Source organism: Streptomyces niveus, from assembly GCF_001723055.1.
In the GTDB taxonomy this organism is placed as follows: domain Bacteria; phylum Actinomycetota; class Actinomycetes; order Streptomycetales; family Streptomycetaceae; genus Streptomyces; species Streptomyces niveus.
In genome coordinates this window covers 1-16,034 of the sequence record NZ_MDCR01000141.1, presented here as the reverse complement: position 1 = coordinate 16,034, position 16,034 = coordinate 1, and the positions used below count along the sequence as shown (strand labels likewise).

Here is a 16,034-nt window from a genome sequence, read left to right as displayed (position 1 = left end):
GGTGGCCACGGTCGCCGCCGCGGCGCTCGTCACCGGACTCGTCCAGACCGCCGGCGCGACCGAGTCCGGCGCCGCCCCGGCGTCCACCACCGAAGCCGCCACCGCCCAGCCGCCCGCCGCCCCGGCCGGTGTGCCGACCGACATCACCACCGTCTCCACCGGCTACTCGATCCCGTGGGGCATGCACTGGCTGCCCGACAACTCATCGGCGCTGGTCACCGAGCGCAACACCTTCAAGGTCTTCAAGGTGACACCCACCGGACAGCGCACCGAGGTCGGGACCGTCCCCGAGTCCCAGACCACCGGCGGCGAGGGCGGCCTGATGGGCGTCGCCGTCGACCCGAACTGGGCGAGCAATCACTTCGTGTACTTCATGCACACCTCGTCCGAGGGCAACCGGATCGCCCGGATGACCTACGACGGCACCCGACTCACCGGCTACACGGCCCTGTTGAAGGGCATCGCGAAGAACAGGTACCACAACGGCGGCCGGCTCGCCTTCGGCCCCGACGGCTATCTCTACGCCACCACCGGCGACGCCCAGAACCCCTCACTCGCCCAGGACAGGAACTCGCTCAACGGCAAGATCCTGCGGATGACGACGACCGGCGCCCCGGCCCCCGGCAACCCGTTCGGCAACCACGTCTTCAGCCTGGGCCACCGCAACCCGCAGGGCATCGCCTTCGACCCGCAGGGCCGCCTGTGGGAGGCGGAACTCGGCGAGAACGCCCGGGACGAACTCAACCTCGTCAAGTCCGGCGCCAACTATGGCTGGCCCATCTGCGAAGGCACCTGCTCCCAGGCCGGGATGACCAACCCCAAGGCCACCTGGACCACCGCCGAGGCATCGCCCAGCGGAATCGCCGTCGTCGACAGCGCCGTCTACATGGCCTCCCTGCGCGGCGAACGCCTCTGGCGGATCCCGGTCAACGCCGGCAACGAGAACGTCGGCACCCCGCAGGCCCACTACGTGGGTACGTACGGGCGACTGCGCGGTGTCACAAAGGTGCCGGGCGCCAACGCGCTCTGGCTCTCCACGACCAATGTGGACAGCAACGGCGGTGAGCCCGCCGGGTCGGACAAGATCTTCCGCGTGACGATCGGCTGAACCGGCGCGCGCCTCGTACGACGGCCACGCGGGCCACCGGTTCGGTACGACCCGGTGGCCGGCGGCCGACTCGGCAGGGCCCTTTCGTACGCCCGGCGCGCGCCCCCGGACGGCCGCTGCCCGGCGCGGAACTCCCCTTCCGCGCCGGACAGTCGGCCACCTCGACACCGGTGCACGGAAGGTGAGAAAGCGAACACGGAGAGCGGTAGTGTGCACGCTCACGGTGAGTACGGCGAGTTGTCTCGTCGGTTACCGCGGCGGAGTGGACGCTGTCCTCGGCCGCTGTCGATTCCTCCGATCCTCCCGAGGTTCGTCCGATGATCGAGATAACGGTCCTGGCCGCGAGCGGTCTGGCCGGCGGGACCCTGCTGGCGCTCGCCCTGGCCGGCGGGCTGCTCCGCTCCCACCGCCACCGGTCCAGACTCCACGACGAGATCGCCGACCTGCGGGACCGGCTGGACAACGAGCGGTCGAAGGCCGCACGCGCGTCCGACGCGGTCACCGCCGAGATCGCGCACCTCGCCGAGAAGCGCATCCCCGCGGTGGCGACCCGTGCCGCGCACCCGCACGTCCAGGTCCCGGGACCGCTCAGCGTCGAGTTCGCCCGCACCGGACCCGGCGCCGCCCTGGACGTCGTGATCGACGGTCTGCTGACCGTCATGAAGCAGGAGCGCAAGCGGGTCGACGCCGCGGCGCGCGCCGGCATGCGTGGCACCACCCGGGAGATCCAGGCCGGGCTCTACCGGCTCCAGGACGTCCTCAGAGGACTGCAACAGCAGTACGACGAACCGGAGTTGGCGCAGACCCTGTTCGAACTCGACCACGAGAACGAACAGTCCCTGCGGCGCGCACAGGTCGCCGCGGTGGTGTGCGGTGCCTGGGTGGGCCTGGCCCGCGAGGAGTCGCACCTGGTGGACGCGGTGACCGGGGGCCAGTCACGGCTCGTCGGCTACCACCGGGTGCGTATCAACAACCATCTGGAGCCGGGCACCGCGCTCGTCTCGCACGCCGTCGAGCCCGTCGCGATCATCGTCGCCGAACTCCTCGACAACGCGCTGCGGCACTCCTCCCGGGACACCGACGTCACGGTGAACCTGGAACGCGCCCACCACGGGGTCGCCGTCACCATCGACGACGCCGGTGTCGGCATGTCAGCCGACGAACGCGGCTACGCGCAGCGGATGGTGGCGAGCAGCGAACCGATCCTGCTGTCGGACCTCGGCGACCCGCCCCGGATGGGACTCGCCGCGATCGGCCAGCTCACCCGGCAGTTCGACCTGTCCGTGGACCTGTCGACACCGTCGCCCTACGGCGGCGTACGGGCGGTGCTGCTCGTCAGCAACCACCTGCTCAGCCATGTCGACCCGGTCCGCAGGCCACCGGCCGCCGCCGCCCCGCGCTCCACCCGGCTCGTCGGGACACCGGACCAGCCGGCCAAGGCGGAGACGAACGGGAAACTGCCCGTGCGGACCGCCGCCGCCTCCCGGGCCCTGCGGGCGAACGCCCGCCGGACCGCACCGCCCACGACCCCCGACACCACCGCGCACCCCAACTCACCGCACACCGACAGCACTTACCCCGACCACATGCCCGACGGCGTCGCCGAGACCGACACCGACCCCGACATCGAGCCCGGCGACGAGATCCTGCCCCAGCGCAGACGCCGCCGCATCCGTCCCGGCGCCGAAGCCTCGGCCCTCGCCGCCCGACCGTCCGTCCCCGAGCAGGCCCAGCCGCCCGCCCGTACCCCCGAACACTCCGCCGCGGCGCTCGGCGCGCTCCAGACCGGCACCGCAGCGGCACGATCCACCGCCGACCCCGAAGGGAACGACCCGCGATGAAAAGCCGCAACGCCGGCGAAACGGCGTGGGTGCTCGATCCGATCCTGGAGATCCCGCATGTGCGGGCAGCCGTCCTGCTCACCAGGGACGGCCTCGTGTCCGGCTACACGGACGCGCTGACCCAGGCAACCGCCGAACGCACGGCGGCGATCACCAGCACCGTGCAGGGCGCGTGCCGTACGGCCGCCGCCGCCTTCGCCGACCACGACGACGCGGAGATCCGCCAGATCGTCATCGAGTCCGACCACGGCTACATCCTGGTCGCGCCCACCTCGCACGGCACCTGTGTGGCCGCGTACGGAACCCCCGAGGTACGGCTCGACCTGCTCGCCCACCGGGTGCACTCACAGGTGGCCAGGCTCGGCGAGAAAGCGATGACCGCCGCACCACGCGCGAGTGAGGGCGGCGCTCCGGTATGACCGGCCGCAGGAGCGGTCGTCCACTGGTTCCCGCCTACCTGTCCACCGGCGGTGTGGCTCGCCCGGCCAACACCGAGCTGGAGCGGCTCTCGCTGCTGACCGGAGGTACCGGGACCGCCCCCGACGGGCTGCCCGCCGCCCGGCACGCCCTCTTCGACGTGCTCGACGGCGGGACGCTCACCCTCGTGGAGGCCGCCGCTCTGCTGGAGCTGCCGGTCTCCGCCGTACGCGTACTCGCCGCCGAACTGGCGGAGCAGGGGCTGGTGAGCCTCCGCGCGCCGGTACCCCAGGCCGCCCTGCCCGCCCCCGACCTGTTGAAGAGAGTGGCCGATGGCCTCCGCGCCCTCAAGCAATGACACCGACAGCGGTGTCGGGCTGCATCTGCCGGACACCACCCGCGAGTTGGTGAAGATCCTGGTGGCCGGCCCGTTCGGCGTCGGCAAGACCACACTGATCGACTCGGTGTCCGAGATCCGCCCGCTGCACACCGAGGAACATCTCACCGAGGCGTCCGTGTCCGTGGACGACCTCGCCGGCGTACGCGACAAGACCACCACGACCGTCGCCATCGACTTCGGGCGGATCAGCCTGGACGCCGGGATCGTGCTCTATCTGTTCGGCACCCCCGGACAGGAGCGCTTCCGCTCGCTGTGGGCGGACATCGCCCACGGGGCGCTCGGCGCGCTCGTCCTCGTCGACACGCGGCGGATCGACGACTCCTTCGACGTGCTCGGACTGGTCGAGGAGTCGGGGCTGCCGTACGCCGTCGCGCTCAACACCTTTCCCGACGCGCGTTCCTACACGGCGGACCAGCTACGCGGTTCGCTGGACCTGGAACCCGGCACGCCCATGGTCGTCTGCGACGCGCGCGACACCAACTCCTCCATCGACGCGCTGCTCTCACTCGTCCAGCATCTGATAGCGGGTCACGCCGAAGGCGCCGGCCCTCAGTACGGAGACCCGGTGACCTGGTGACTTCCTATCCCGCGCCCGCCAAGGCGTTCTCCCTGTCGGCGCCGGTCCGCCTCTGGGACGAGGGCTTCGCCGCCGACCCGCAGGGCCGTTACGAGGCTCTCAAGGCACAAGGCCCTGTCGGCTGGGGCGAACTCGCCCCGGGCGAGCCCGCGTACATCGTCACCGACCGGCGGGCCGCCCTCGACATCCTGCACGATCCGGACACCTGGTCGCACGACTCCCGGGAGTGGGAGTCGACCGCCTCCCCGGACTCGCCGATCCTCGGCATGCTGCGGTGGCGCCCCAATCCGCTGTTCACCGACGGCGCCGTGCACAGGCGTTACCGCAAGGCGCTGGTCGACGGCTTCGACCTGGTCGAGCCGCACGACCTGCGCGAGCGTGTGCACCGGGCCGTGGACCTGCTGGTCGGCCGGTTCGGTCCGGTGGGCGGCGCCGACCTCGTGGACGACTTCGCCCGCCCGTTGATGACGCTGATCTTCAACAACCTCTTCGGCCTGCCCGACAGCGAGAGCGCCCGGCTCAACAACTCGCTCGGACGGCTGATGGAGGGCGGCGACGAGGCCGCCGCCGGAGATGTGGAGTACGCCGAGTACGTCACGGAACTCGTCACCGCCAAGACCCTCAAACGCGGTGACGACCTGACCAGTTGGCTGATCGACCACCCGGCCGACCTCACCTACGAGGAAGTCGTCTGGCAGGTGTTCCTCACCATGGGCGCGGGCCACGAGCCGACCGCGAACCTCGTCGCCAACGCGCTGTCGCGGATGCTCGGCAACCCCGCGTACTACTCCACCCTCACCAGCGGATCCCGCCCCGTCATGGACGCCGTCCTCGAAGTGCTGCGCCACGAGACGCCGTTGGCGAACTACGGGCTCCTCTACGCCCGCGAGTCGCTGAGCTTCCACGGCGTATGGGTGCGCAAGGCCGTGCCCGTCATCGTCTCGTACGGAGCGCTCGGCTTCCTCTCCGAGCAGGACGCCACCGACGCCCCGCACCACCCGCACGACGCCTCCCATCTGTCCTGGGGGGCGGGGGCCCACAAGTGCCCGGTCAAACAGCACGCGTTGCTCATCGCGACCGAGGCCATCGAGCGGATCACCCAGTGGCTGCCCGACCTGGAACTCGTCACACCGCGTGATCAACTCACCTGGCGTCCTGGCCCGTTCGTCCGCGCCCTGAAGTCACTGCCCGTACGATTCACCCCGCGTACGCCGGACACCACCGTCGCCACCCCATGACGGCGTCGCGCGGAAAGCGGCGAGGCGTCGGGGAGTCGTGTGATCGAAGGGCTGAGCCAGGGACTGGGCGGCGGGGTGATCGTGCTCCTCGCCGCCGTGGTGACGCTCGCCGCGTTCGTCCAGGGCACGAGCGGCCTCGGCTTCGCCCTCATCGTCGCGCCCGTCGTCGGCCTGGTGGATCCCGGGCTGCTGCCCGTGTTCCTGCTCGCCTCGATGATCCCGCTGAATCTGTACGTGGCCTGGCGCGAGCGGAGGAGCATCGACGTACGGGGCGCCGGCTGGATCTCGGCGGCCCGGCTCGTGGCCACGCCCCTGGGGCTCGTGCTGCTGTGGGCGGTCCCCGAACGGCATCTCGGTGTGGTCGTCGGCGCCGCCACGGTGCTGGCCGCGCTGGCGAGCCTGCTGGTCCCCGCGTTCACCCCAGGCCGGGCGGCGTACGTCGGCGCCGGCGCGGTCACCGCCCTCACCGAGACGGCGACCGGCGTCGGCGGCCCGCCGCTGGCACTGGTCTACCAGCACCGGCCACCGGCGGAGCTGCGCTCGACGGTCGCCGTCTGCTTCCTCGTCGGCGAAGTCGCCTCCCTCGGACTGCTGTTCGCCACGGGCCAGGGCGGACCGGGCCAGGTGTGGCCCGCCCTGCTGCTCCTGCCCGCCGTCGCGCTCGGCGTACGGCTGAGCCGGCTGGCGCACCACCGTGTCGACGCCGCGCGGCTGCGGATCATGGTGCTGGTGTTCGCGACGGTGTCGGGCGCGGTGCTGATTGCCGGGTTCTGACGGTCCCTCAGCGCAGATACGCGAGACCCGGGTGCACGCCCACATAGCCGTCCACCAGCCGCCGCGCCACGGTCACCGAGTCGACGAGCGGATGCAGCGCGAACGCCTTCACCGCCGTCGTACGCGAACCGCTCTCCGCCGCCGCAAGCACCTCACGCTCGACCCCCTTCACCGCGCACACCAGAGCCGTGGCGTGGTACGGCAGCGGCGCCACCGCCACCGGATGGGCGCCGTTCGCGTCCACGAGACACGGGACCTCGATGACGGCGTCGGCGTCCAGCACCGAAAGCGTCGTGCCGTTACGGACGTTGAGGATGAGGGTCGCCCGGCTGTCGTGCGCGATGGCCCGCATCAGCGCGAGGGCCACCTTCTCGTACCCGCCCGACTCCAGGTCCTCGACGGCCCGTTCACCCGCGCCGGCCGCCTCCCGGTTGTGCGCCATGTACGTGGCCTCCCGCTCGGCGCGGGTACGGTCCCAGGTCGCCAGCGCGGGGGCGCCCGGCTTCTCCATCTCCGCGTAGAAACCGGCCTGTTGGTCCCGCAGGAAGGCGCCCCGCGTGCGCTCGGCCTCGCGGTAGGCGCGTACGGTCTCGCGGTTGAAGTAGTAGTAGTGCAGATACTCGTTGGGGATCGAGCCCAGCGACCGCAGCCACTCCGCGCCGAACAGCCGGCCCTCCTCGATCGAGCCCAGCAGCGCGGGATCGGCGAGCAGGCGCGGGAGTTGGTCACGGCCGTCGATCCGCAGGCCGCGCAGCCACCCGAGATGGTTGAGGCCGACGTAGTCGATGAAGACGGTGCCGGGGTCCCCGCCCAGCACGCGCGCGACCCGGCGGCCGAGCCCCACGGGGGAGTCGCAGATACCGATGACCCGGTCGCCCAGATGACGCGCCATCGCCTCGGTGACCAGCCCCGCCGGGTTGGTGAAGTTGATGACCCAGGCGTCGGGGGCGAGCCGCGCGACCCGGCGCGCGATGTCCACGGCCACGGGCACGGTGCGCAGCCCGTACGCGATACCGCCCGCCCCCACGGTCTCCTGGCCGAGCACCCCCTCGGCGAGCGCCACCCGCTCGTCGGCCGCGCGGCCTTCGAGACCGCCGACCCGGATCGCCGAGAACACGAAGTCGGCGCCCCGGATCGCCTCGTCGAGATCGGTGGTGACGGTGACCCGCGGCGCGTCGGCCACGCCCGCCGCCTGGTCGGCGAGCACGCGGGCGATCGCGGTCAGCCGGGCGGAGTCCACATCGTGCAGGACGACATCGGTGACCCGGCCCTCGGCGTGATCGCCGAGCAGCGCGCCGTACACCAGGGGGAGCCGGAAGCCCCCGCCGCCCAGGACCGTGAGCCTCATCCGCCAACCACCATCCGAGAGCCACCTTCAACGCGTGCCGCGGACCTCGTGCGGCGACCGACAGGACGGTCCCGTTATACGTCACCGCTCCGCGCGCCGCCGCCGGGGACGGGAGCGGGCCGCCGCGCGGGCCCGGGCGCCACGGCGAGCGTGAAGGAGTGGCCGGCCGGATCGGAGTACGTGCGCTCGTCGCGCGGTCCGCTGTTGTTCCTGGCCTCCACCGGCCGGGCGCCGAGCCCGACCGCCTCCCGCTCGGCCTCGTCCATGTCGCCCCGGTTCACGAGGATGCGCAGATGCGCCTGCTGGGAGTCGTCGGGGCGGGGCCAACTCGGCGGCGCGTAACCGTGATCGCGGTGCATCGCCAGCCGTACCCCGTTGCTTCCGACGACCTCCAGATAGTCGGGGTCGTCCCACGGGTGGATCTCGGCGTCGAGCAGACCGGCGTAGAACTCGGCCAGTTCAAGAGGTTCGGCACAGTCCAGGACAAGGACACTCGTCTTATCGACCATGCCCTCGCGTGTACCCGCCGTCATCGACGGCACACGGTACGGCGCGGCGAGGGCCCGGCACCGGCCCGGGAAAGCGCTGGCGGCCGTGGCCGTCGCCCCGGCATGCTGGGGCCATGCTGATCAGGGAAGCCACCCGTGACGACTGGCCCGCCATCTGGCCGTTCTTCCACCGGATCGTCGCCGCGGGCGACACGTTCACCTACCCGACCGACCTCGGTGAGAACGACGCGCGCGACTGGTGGCTGCTGGCCCCGCCGAACCGTACGGTCGTCGCCGTCGACGACACGGGCACGGTCCTCGGCACCGCCAAGATGAACAACAACCACATGGGCAACGGCGCGCACATCGCGAGCGCCAGCTACATGGTCGACGCCGCGCACACGGGCCGGGGCGTGGGCCGGGCGCTGTGCGAGTACAGCCTGGAGTGGGCACGGGCGGCGGGCTTTCGCGCGATGCAGTTCAACGCGGTCGTGGAGACCAACACCCACGCGGTGAAGCTGTACGAATCGCTCGGCTTCACGGTCCTCGGCACGCTCCCCGAGGGCTTCCGCCATCCGGTGCACGGCTACGTCGGACTGCACATCATGCACCGGGCGCTCTGACCTGGTTCTCTCTGCGGACACGCCCTAGGGCCGGCCCTGGAGGCGTGCGGCGCGTTCGCGTATCCGGGGGAGCTGGCCGTACAGGGCGCCGCCCGGACAGTGGGTCGAGTAGCCGTCGCGGTGGCCCGACACCGTACGGAAGATCTGCCGGGTGCCCTTCTTGTAGCGGCTGCCGTCGTTCGTGGACACCAGGGTCGTCGTACCGCGCGGATCGACACCGTACAGGCCGAGCTTCCACGCGATCAGCTGGGCGAGCGAGTCGACCATGGGCTCGGGTACCGGCGCGCCGTCGCTGAAGTCGCCTATCGCCGCGATGCCGACGGTGGCGACGTTGAAGCCCAGGGTGTGCGCGCCGACGACCGGGTTGTCGATGCCGCCCGCGCGGCCCTCGTAGATGACGCCGCCCCGGTCCACGAGGAAGTTGTAGCCGATGTCGTCCCACTGCCGGTTGTCGACATGGTCGACGGCGAAGGTGCGGATGAGACCGGCGACCTCGGGGCGCGTGTAGTCGTTGGGGCCGCTGGTGTGATGGATGAAGACGGCCTTCACGTCGTCCGCCGTGAGCTCCGGCTTGCGCCGGGGCGGAGGCTTCTCCTGCCAGAACGTCCGGGGCTCGACGGCGGGCGGCGCACTGCCCCAGCGCAGCGGGCGCTCCGGGCGTGCCTGCGGGCGCGAGCGAGGGGCGGGCCCGTCCTCGCCGGCTCTCCCGGCGGCGTCGGCGGCCAGGGTGAGGCCCGCACCCGCTGCGGCGGCCCAGCCCATGCCACGAAGCAGCACGCGCCGGTCGATGCTCATGGGGATGAGCGTATGGCGCGCCGCCGGGATCCGCCTCCTCTCCCGGCCGTACAACCAGGGGTTTTCCGGGGGAGTGGCCGGCCGTTACGCCAGTGCGGGGACGGCCGGCGGTGGCTCCGCACCGAAATCGAACAGTTCGTCCGGACGGAGGCCCTGACCGGACGGAGGCCCTGACCGCCCTGCCGGGTCCCCCCGGCGGACCGGGTCAGGACGTGCGGCGCCGTATCGCGACGGCGGCCCCGCCGGCCGCCAGCAGGACCACGGCGGCTCCGCCGGCGAGGAGCGTGCCGTCGGTCGTCCCGGTCTCGGCCAGTTCGTCGAGCTGGGTGCCCGCGCCGGAGCCGCCCGTGGAGCTCGCGCCGCCGTCCGTACCGCCACTCGCGCCGCCGGTCGTCCCACCGGTCGCCCCGCCGGAGGTCGTGCCGCCCGAACTCGCCCCGCCGCCCGACTCGTTCACGACGATCTCGGCCGTGTTGTTGGTGCGGTTCTTGTCGAACGGCAGCGTCCCCCACCGGTTGTCGCCCTTGACGAACGCGACCTTGCCCGTGGCGCCCGCGACGACCTTCTCGATCCGCAGCCCGAAGACGTACGCGCGCTCGCTGTCCTCGTCGGCGTAGTTGTACGGCGTCGTGCAGCGGTACGTCGCCGCGGCCTCGGCCGGCTCGCAGAACTCCGGGACCCCGGTGACCTTCGTCCCCTCCGGGATCCCGACGTCGAAGACCCCGATCGGCCCGTAGACGTCGTTCCTCGCCCAGGCCGGGCCCTTGTTGGCGAAGGTGACCTTCGCTTCCACTGTCCGGCCCGCCGCGCCCCGTACCTTCGAACCGGTCAGCGCGAAGTCCGCCGTGTTCTCGGCGGTGATGTCGACACCCAGCTCGCCGCCGTGGACGGTGCCGGGTGCCTCGGGCGTGGTCCGCGCGACGAGCTTCAGCACCGGGTCGGCGCCGCCGCCGTGCTGTGTGCCGTCGGGGAACGTGTTCACGCCCGCCAGGATGTTGACGTCGAGCCGCTCGTACAGCGCCCGGTCCAGGAGCTTCAGCCCGATGGGCTCGCCGGGCTCGTAGACGACGCCGGGCTCCAGGGTCTGCTCGATGTCGCACACCGCGTTCGTCCGCGCCGGGCCCTCGTCCTGGGCGGGCGCCTCCTCGTACACGCAGTTGGAGTAGTTCTTCGCGTACTCCAGCCCCTGCGAGCCGCCGAGGTAGAGCACCACGCGCGTGGCGGGCGCGTCCCCCTTGTTCTTCAGCGCGAACGACACCTCGGCCGGGTCCCCGGGCCGTACTCCCTCGATGGGCTCGGCCGTCTGCTCGAAGACCAACTCGGCCCCGGGTTCGGCCTGTTCGGCGGCGGCCGCGCCCGGGACCGCGACCAGCGACCAGCCGACCGCGGCGGCGGCGACCGCTCCCGCGGTGAGCCGCAGTGACCGCTGAGGTCTGTGTGACGTGGTCTTCGACGCAGATGTCATGTGCCCCTCCGAGGACGTGCGCACCGGGTGGCGAACCAGGTATGGAAGGAAAGACACGCACAAGCGACGAACGGTTGTACGGATGACGTGGGGAACCCGCGCTCAGTCGTGCGAGGGCCGGCCGTCGAGCTGGTGGTCGGCCAGGCTCAGCGCCTCGTCGATCACCCGCCGCAGATGGCCGTCGCGGAGGCTGTAGACGACCCGGCGGCCCTCCTTGCGCGTGACGACCAGACCGGCGAGCCGGAGTTTGGCGAGGTGCTGGCTGACGGCGGGGCGGGCCGCGCCGCACACCTCCGTCAGCGTGGTCACGTCCGCCTCGCCGCTGGTCAGCGCGTGCAGCAGGACCAGCCGGGTGCGGTCGGCGAGGACGGCGAAGACCTCGGCGGCGAGCGTGAACTGCTCCTCGCCAGGATTGGGCGGGTGCGCATCATGCGCAGGTGATAGTTGCATGCGTGCGTTCATATGCACATAATGGCGAACGGGCCACGCCCCTGTCCACCCGGCTCCTCACCCGGTCAGACCCACCGCCCGCGCGTCGGAAGGTCACCCATGAACGACCCGCACGGTCACCCCCACTCGCACCCCCACCCCCGCGACGGCCACGCGCACGGCGGTCGCGTCGCCCGCTGGCGGCACACCGCCCGCCATCTGGTCACGCCCCACTCCCACGAATCGGCCGACAAGACCGACGCCGCCCTCGAATCGTCAGCGAAGGGCATGCGCGCGCTGTGGGTCTCGCTGGGCGTGCTCGGCGCGACGGCGCTCATGCAGGTGGTCGTCGTGATCCTGTCCGGCTCCGTGGCCCTGCTCGGCGACACCGTCCACAACGCCGCCGACGCGCTCACCGCGCTGCCGCTCGCCGTCGCGTTCGTCCTGGGCCGGCGCGCGGCCACCCGCCGGTTCACCTACGGCTACGGGCGGGCGGAGGACGTCGCCGGCATCGTCATCGTGCTGACCATCGCCGCGTCGGCCGTGTTCGCCGGGTGGACCGCCGTCGACCGGCTGCTGGACCCGCGGCCGATCAGCTACCTCCCGGCAGTCGCAGCCGCCGCCGTCGTCGGTTTCATCGGCAACGAGTGGGTCGCCCGCTACCGCATCCGGGTCGGCCGCGAGATCGGCTCGGCGGCCCTGGTCGCCGACGGGCTGCACGCCCGGACCGACGGCTTCACCTCGCTCGCCGTCCTGCTGGGCGCGGGCGGCGCCGCGATCGGCTGGCGGCTCGCCGACCCGATCGTCGGGCTGCTCATCACGGCCGCGATCGTGTTCGTCCTGCGCGACGCCGCCGGCGAGGTGTTCCGCCGCGTGATGGACGTCGTCGACCCCGCGCTCGTGGACGCCGCCGAGTCGGCCCTGCTGGCGGTCCCCGGTGTGCGGGCGGTGGGGGAGTTGCGGCTGCGCTGGATCGGGCACCGGCTGCGGGCCGAGGTCGCGGTGGTGGTGGACGGCGAACTGACGGTACGTCAGGCGCACCATGTCGCCGTCGCGGCCGAGCATGCCCTGCTGCACGCCGTACCGAAGCTGACCGCGGCCCTGGTCCACGCCGACCCCGCGGTCACTCCCGGCGAGGCGGACCCGCACGCGGCGCTGAGTCATCACGCCCCCGCTCACGCCCCCGTCGTCTGATCCAGTGATCCATCCGGGCAACTCCCGGCTCTTGTCGGTTACATGACAGCATCGCTAGCGTGTGCCGGGTTCCATCCCCCACAGGAGGAGACCGGCATGACGGACCGAGCGAGACCCGCTTACCCGCGTCGGACCACCGCGGCCCTCGCACTGCTCGCCTGCGTGGGCGCCGCGGTCGCCACATCACCCGCAGGGGCGGCCGACGCCCGGAAATCCACGCGCGTAGAGTCCGCGCCGGCCTCCTGGTCGGCGGATCTGACCCGCATCACGTCCGACGACGTCAACGTCCGCCACACGCAAGGCGCGTTGAGCGTACGGAGCACCGCTTTCCGCCCCGCGTCGGCCGAGACCGGCCGAGGCTACGGCACCCAGGTGCTCGCCCCCAGGGAACTGGACGCCCCCGTCAACCGGGTCGTCGCCGAACTGGCCGCCGACACCCCCTCGGACGCCGACGCCGAGGTGGTGGTCGACGTACGGGGCCGCTCGGTGGGCGGCGGCTGGACCGAGTGGATACCGGCGGACCAGGGCCCGGCGGTCCTGCCGCGCGCGGTCACCACCGTGCAGGCCCGGATCACCCTCTGGGACACGACAGGGAAGGCGCGCGTCACGGGACTGCGGCTGACGGCCGAGAAGGGCGCCGCGCCACGGGCCTCGGCGGGCGCGACCGCCTTCAGCGCACGGGTCTTCGCCACCCGCGAAGGACTCGTCGGCGGTACGACCGCCAACGGCCACATCATCAAGCCGAACGACCACTTCGTGGCGCTGCCCTCGCGCCGGGGCCTGTCGCCCAACGGCAGCAGCCAGTACTCCGTACAGGTCTGCGGCCCCGCCCGCTGCGAGACCGCGCCCGTGTGGGACGTCGGCCCCTGGAACACCAAGGACGACTACTGGAACCCCTCCCCGACCCGTGAGATGTTCAAGGACCTGCCCCAGGGCAGGCCCGAGGCCCAGGCGGCGTACGAGAACGGCTACAACGGCGGCAAGGACGGATCGGGCCGCACCGTGCTCAACCCGGCCGGGATCGACCTCGCCGACGGCACCTTCTACAACGTCGGCCTGAACGACAACGGCTGGGTGACCGTCACGTATCTGTGGACCGGCGACCAGACCGGCAAGTCCTTCCCGACCTGGGGCACGGACGTCCGTATCCGCCAGCAGGCGACCACCGCGTCGCCCGAGGTGGCGCGACTGCCCGGTCCCACGACGGTCAACGTCAAGTGCCAGGTCCACGGCCAGCGGATCACGGTGGACGGCATCACCAATGACGGCTGGTCGTATCTGCCGGCCTACGGCGGCTACATCTCCAACATCTTCATCGACGTGGTGGAGGCGTGGCTGCCCGGCGTACCGAACTGCTGAACCGGCGGCGGTGGCGGGGGGCATGGCTCCGCCACCGCCGCGCGGCGCCTCAGACGGACGCGGCGACCGGTTCGGGCGCCGTGAGCCGCCCGCCCCGGTGCAGCGAGTTGAGCGCCGCGGCGCACGCCAGCCCCAGCGTCAGCAGCGCGACCCACGGGAGCGCCGGGACGCCGGCCCCGCGCGCCGCGTCAAGTGCCGCGCCGGTCAGCAGATTTCCGAGCGTGATGCCGATACCGCAGATGGTGTTGTAGAGCCCGTAGTGGGTGGCGACCAGACGGTCACCGGCGAGCCTGACGATGGTGTCCATCTCGAAGGGGTACGCGATCATCGTCCCCAGCGCGAGCAGCAGCGCCGCGACCGCCGGCGGCAGGGCCGCCAGCGCCCACCGGCCGACTCCCGTCTCCGGCACGGGAATCGCGGTGGCCGCGAGCAGCGGCAGGAACGCGCACCCCATGACGGCCAGTCCCCAGCTCAGCGCGCGCCCCGGCGCCACGCGGGCCGCGCACCACGCGGTCACCCGGGTCTGGAACAGGATGGTGCTCAGCCCGGACACGGCGAACAGCAGCGCCACGGCGGCGGCGCCGGACTCCCCGTCGCCGCCCACCCGTCGTACCTCCAGCGGAAGCGCCAGATAGACCTGGAACGTCAGGACGTACGAGCCGATCATCGCCCCCGAGAAGAGCAGGAACGGCCGGTTGGCCAGCACCGAGCGCCACTGGGAGAGGGTGCTCGTGCGCCTGCCTTCCCCGTCGCGTACGTCCGTGTCGTCGGCCCGGCGGGCGGGCAGCGCCCGGATCTGTACGACGCTCAGCAGCGCGAAGATCCCGGCCGAGACGAGGCACGTCACCCGGAAATCGACACCCGTCAGCACCATGCCCACCAACGGGCCGAGCAGAATGCCCGCCTGGTAGAAAACGTTGAACAGCGCGAACGCCTCCACCCTGCGCTCCCCGGCGCCGGCCGCGAGATACGCCCGCACCGCCGGGTTGAAGAGCGCCCCGGCGAAGCCGGTGGCCGCCGACGCGGCGAACAGCGCGGGCAGCGAGTCCACCAGACCGAGCGTCGCGAAGCCCACCGTACGCAGGACGCAGCCGGCGACGATGAGGGGCTTGTAGCCGAACCGGTCGGCCAGCGTCCCGCCGACCAGGAACATCCCCTGCTGGCTGAAGTTCCGTACGCCCAGCACGAATCCGACGAGCCAGCCGGCCAGCCCGAGCGTCCCGGACAGATGCGCGGCCAGATACGGCATCAGCATGTAGAAGCCCAGATTGATGGTGAACTGATTGACCATCAGCAACTGGACACCGCGCTCGTAGCGACGTACCTGCCCGATCACACCCTTCACCGGGCTTTCACCTCGGGAGAGTTGGCGGTTTCCACGGCCTGTACGGCGCCGGCGGCGCCGGTCAGGGTGAGCGGGTCGGCCACCTCGGCGCACCGGGTCCAGCGCGTGACCTCCTTCTCGTCGGGACGGCCGATCACCTCCGGTTCGGCCGCCGGGGCCGAGTCCAGCAGTCCGTACGCGGCGCAGTACTCGTCGTCGTACACCGTGCCGAGGTAGCGCTGGGGCCCGTCCGGGAAGACCGCGACGATCCGGGAGTCGGCGGGGGAGGTCCGGGCCAGCCAGCCCGCCACCAGGGCGACGGCGCCGACGCTCCAGCCGCCGGTGGCGTAGTGGGACGTCGCGAGCCTGCGGCAGGTCCACACGGCCTCGGACGGCGCGACCCAGTGCGCCTCGTCGAAGTTCTCGTAGGCGACGTTGCGCGGATGGATGCTCGACCCGAGGCCGCGCATCAGCCGGGTCCTGGCCGGCTGTCCGAAGATCGTCGAGCCGATGGTGTCCACCCCGACGACGCGCAGCTGCGGGTAGAGCTGGCGCAGCACCCGCGAGATCCCGGCGGAGTGACCCCCGGTGCCCACGCTGCACACCAGCGTGTCGATGTGCCCGAGCTGGGAGGCGAGTTCGAGGGCGAGCGGG

General features: G+C 72.0%; 17 protein-coding genes. 10 read left to right on the top strand and 7 right to left on the bottom strand.

Annotated elements, in window-relative coordinates:
* Window position 1: 1 nt before the first annotated feature.
* The 7 genes from BHU15_RS17980 to BHU15_RS17950 all read left to right on the top strand — a co-directional run bounded on the left by BHU15_RS17980 (window position 2) and on the right by BHU15_RS17950 (window position 6,355).
* Window positions 2-1,108, top strand: coding sequence for a PQQ-dependent sugar dehydrogenase (locus BHU15_RS17980; protein WP_079128213.1), 1,107 nt, complete (start codon window positions 2-4; stop codon window positions 1,106-1,108).
* A 317-nt stretch (window positions 1,109-1,425) separates the two neighbouring features.
* Window positions 1,426-2,949 (top strand): ATP-binding protein, encoded by a 1,524-nt coding sequence (locus BHU15_RS17975; RefSeq protein WP_107422875.1) that lies wholly within the window; start codon window positions 1,426-1,428, stop codon window positions 2,947-2,949.
* Window positions 2,946-3,368, top strand: a complete 423-nt coding sequence (locus BHU15_RS17970) for a roadblock/LC7 domain-containing protein (RefSeq protein ID WP_069628124.1) — start codon at window positions 2,946-2,948, stop codon at window positions 3,366-3,368. The genes BHU15_RS17975 and BHU15_RS17970 overlap by 4 nt, the downstream gene beginning before the upstream one ends.
* Window positions 3,365-3,724, top strand: coding sequence for a DUF742 domain-containing protein (locus tag BHU15_RS17965; RefSeq protein ID WP_023537803.1), 360 nt, complete (start codon window positions 3,365-3,367; stop codon window positions 3,722-3,724). Before BHU15_RS17970 ends, BHU15_RS17965 begins: the two co-directional genes overlap by 4 nt.
* Window positions 3,699-4,343, top strand: a complete 645-nt coding sequence (locus BHU15_RS17960; RefSeq protein WP_069628123.1) for a GTP-binding protein — start codon at window positions 3,699-3,701, stop codon at window positions 4,341-4,343. Before BHU15_RS17965 ends, BHU15_RS17960 begins: the two co-directional genes overlap by 26 nt.
* Entirely contained in the window at window positions 4,340-5,581 is a 1,242-nt protein-coding gene (locus BHU15_RS17955) for a cytochrome P450 family protein (RefSeq protein WP_069628122.1), read from the top strand. Before BHU15_RS17960 ends, BHU15_RS17955 begins: the two co-directional genes overlap by 4 nt.
* Before the next feature lie 63 nt (window positions 5,582-5,644).
* The gene (locus tag BHU15_RS17950; RefSeq protein ID WP_069628125.1) at window positions 5,645-6,355 is read left to right on the top strand and encodes a TSUP family transporter; all 711 of its coding nucleotides are present in this window, start codon (window positions 5,645-5,647) and stop codon (window positions 6,353-6,355) included.
* A 7-nt stretch (window positions 6,356-6,362) separates the two neighbouring features.
* Here BHU15_RS17950 and BHU15_RS17945 read toward each other — a convergent pair whose 3' ends face one another.
* Window positions 6,363-7,703 carry a 6-phospho-beta-glucosidase gene (locus BHU15_RS17945; protein WP_069628121.1) on the bottom strand — a complete coding sequence of 447 codons (1,341 nt, stop codon included), beginning with the start codon at window positions 7,701-7,703 and terminating at the stop codon, window positions 6,363-6,365.
* 74 nt (window positions 7,704-7,777) lie between these two features.
* On the bottom strand, window positions 7,778-8,212 hold the full coding sequence (locus BHU15_RS17940) for a VOC family protein (protein ID WP_171908390.1): 435 nt from the start codon (window positions 8,210-8,212) through the stop codon (window positions 7,778-7,780).
* A gap of 113 nt (window positions 8,213-8,325) precedes the next feature.
* Here BHU15_RS17940 and BHU15_RS17935 point away from each other — a divergent pair, with 113 nt between their 5' ends.
* Window positions 8,326-8,814: a GNAT family N-acetyltransferase gene (locus BHU15_RS17935; RefSeq protein WP_069628119.1), complete on the top strand. Its 489-nt coding sequence runs from the start codon at window positions 8,326-8,328 to the stop codon at window positions 8,812-8,814.
* A gap of 24 nt (window positions 8,815-8,838) precedes the next feature.
* Here the strand turns inward: BHU15_RS17935 and BHU15_RS17930 are convergent, their stop codons facing one another.
* The 3 genes from BHU15_RS17930 to BHU15_RS17920 form a co-directional block, all read right to left on the bottom strand.
* On the bottom strand, window positions 8,839-9,609 hold the full coding sequence (locus BHU15_RS17930; RefSeq protein ID WP_069628118.1) for a peptidoglycan recognition protein family protein: 771 nt from the start codon (window positions 9,607-9,609) through the stop codon (window positions 8,839-8,841).
* Window positions 9,610-9,814: 205 nt separating this feature from the next.
* Window positions 9,815-11,074, bottom strand: a complete 1,260-nt coding sequence (locus BHU15_RS17925; protein ID WP_069628117.1) for a COG1361 family protein — start codon at window positions 11,072-11,074, stop codon at window positions 9,815-9,817.
* A 102-nt stretch (window positions 11,075-11,176) separates the two neighbouring features.
* The gene (locus BHU15_RS17920) at window positions 11,177-11,524 is read right to left on the bottom strand and encodes an ArsR/SmtB family transcription factor (RefSeq protein WP_031229142.1); all 348 of its coding nucleotides are present in this window, start codon (window positions 11,522-11,524) and stop codon (window positions 11,177-11,179) included.
* Between the two features lie 99 nt (window positions 11,525-11,623).
* Between BHU15_RS17920 and BHU15_RS17915 the strand changes: the two genes are divergently transcribed.
* Both BHU15_RS17915 and BHU15_RS17910 read left to right on the top strand, forming a co-directional pair.
* Window positions 11,624-12,697, top strand: a complete 1,074-nt coding sequence (locus BHU15_RS17915; protein ID WP_069628116.1) for a cation diffusion facilitator family transporter — start codon at window positions 11,624-11,626, stop codon at window positions 12,695-12,697.
* Between the two features lie 96 nt (window positions 12,698-12,793).
* Window positions 12,794-14,056, top strand: coding sequence for a DUF8814 domain-containing protein (locus tag BHU15_RS17910; RefSeq protein WP_069628115.1), 1,263 nt, complete (start codon window positions 12,794-12,796; stop codon window positions 14,054-14,056).
* A 49-nt stretch (window positions 14,057-14,105) separates the two neighbouring features.
* Here BHU15_RS17910 and BHU15_RS17905 read toward each other — a convergent pair whose 3' ends face one another.
* Together BHU15_RS17905 and BHU15_RS17900 are read right to left on the bottom strand one after the other, a co-directional pair.
* On the bottom strand, window positions 14,106-15,347 hold the full coding sequence (locus tag BHU15_RS17905) for an MFS transporter (RefSeq protein WP_079128214.1): 1,242 nt from the start codon (window positions 15,345-15,347) through the stop codon (window positions 14,106-14,108).
* 50 nt (window positions 15,348-15,397) lie between these two features.
* Window positions 15,398-16,034: pyridoxal-phosphate dependent enzyme (locus BHU15_RS17900; RefSeq protein ID WP_141726838.1), on the bottom strand; the 637-nt coding region annotated here is incomplete at its 5' end.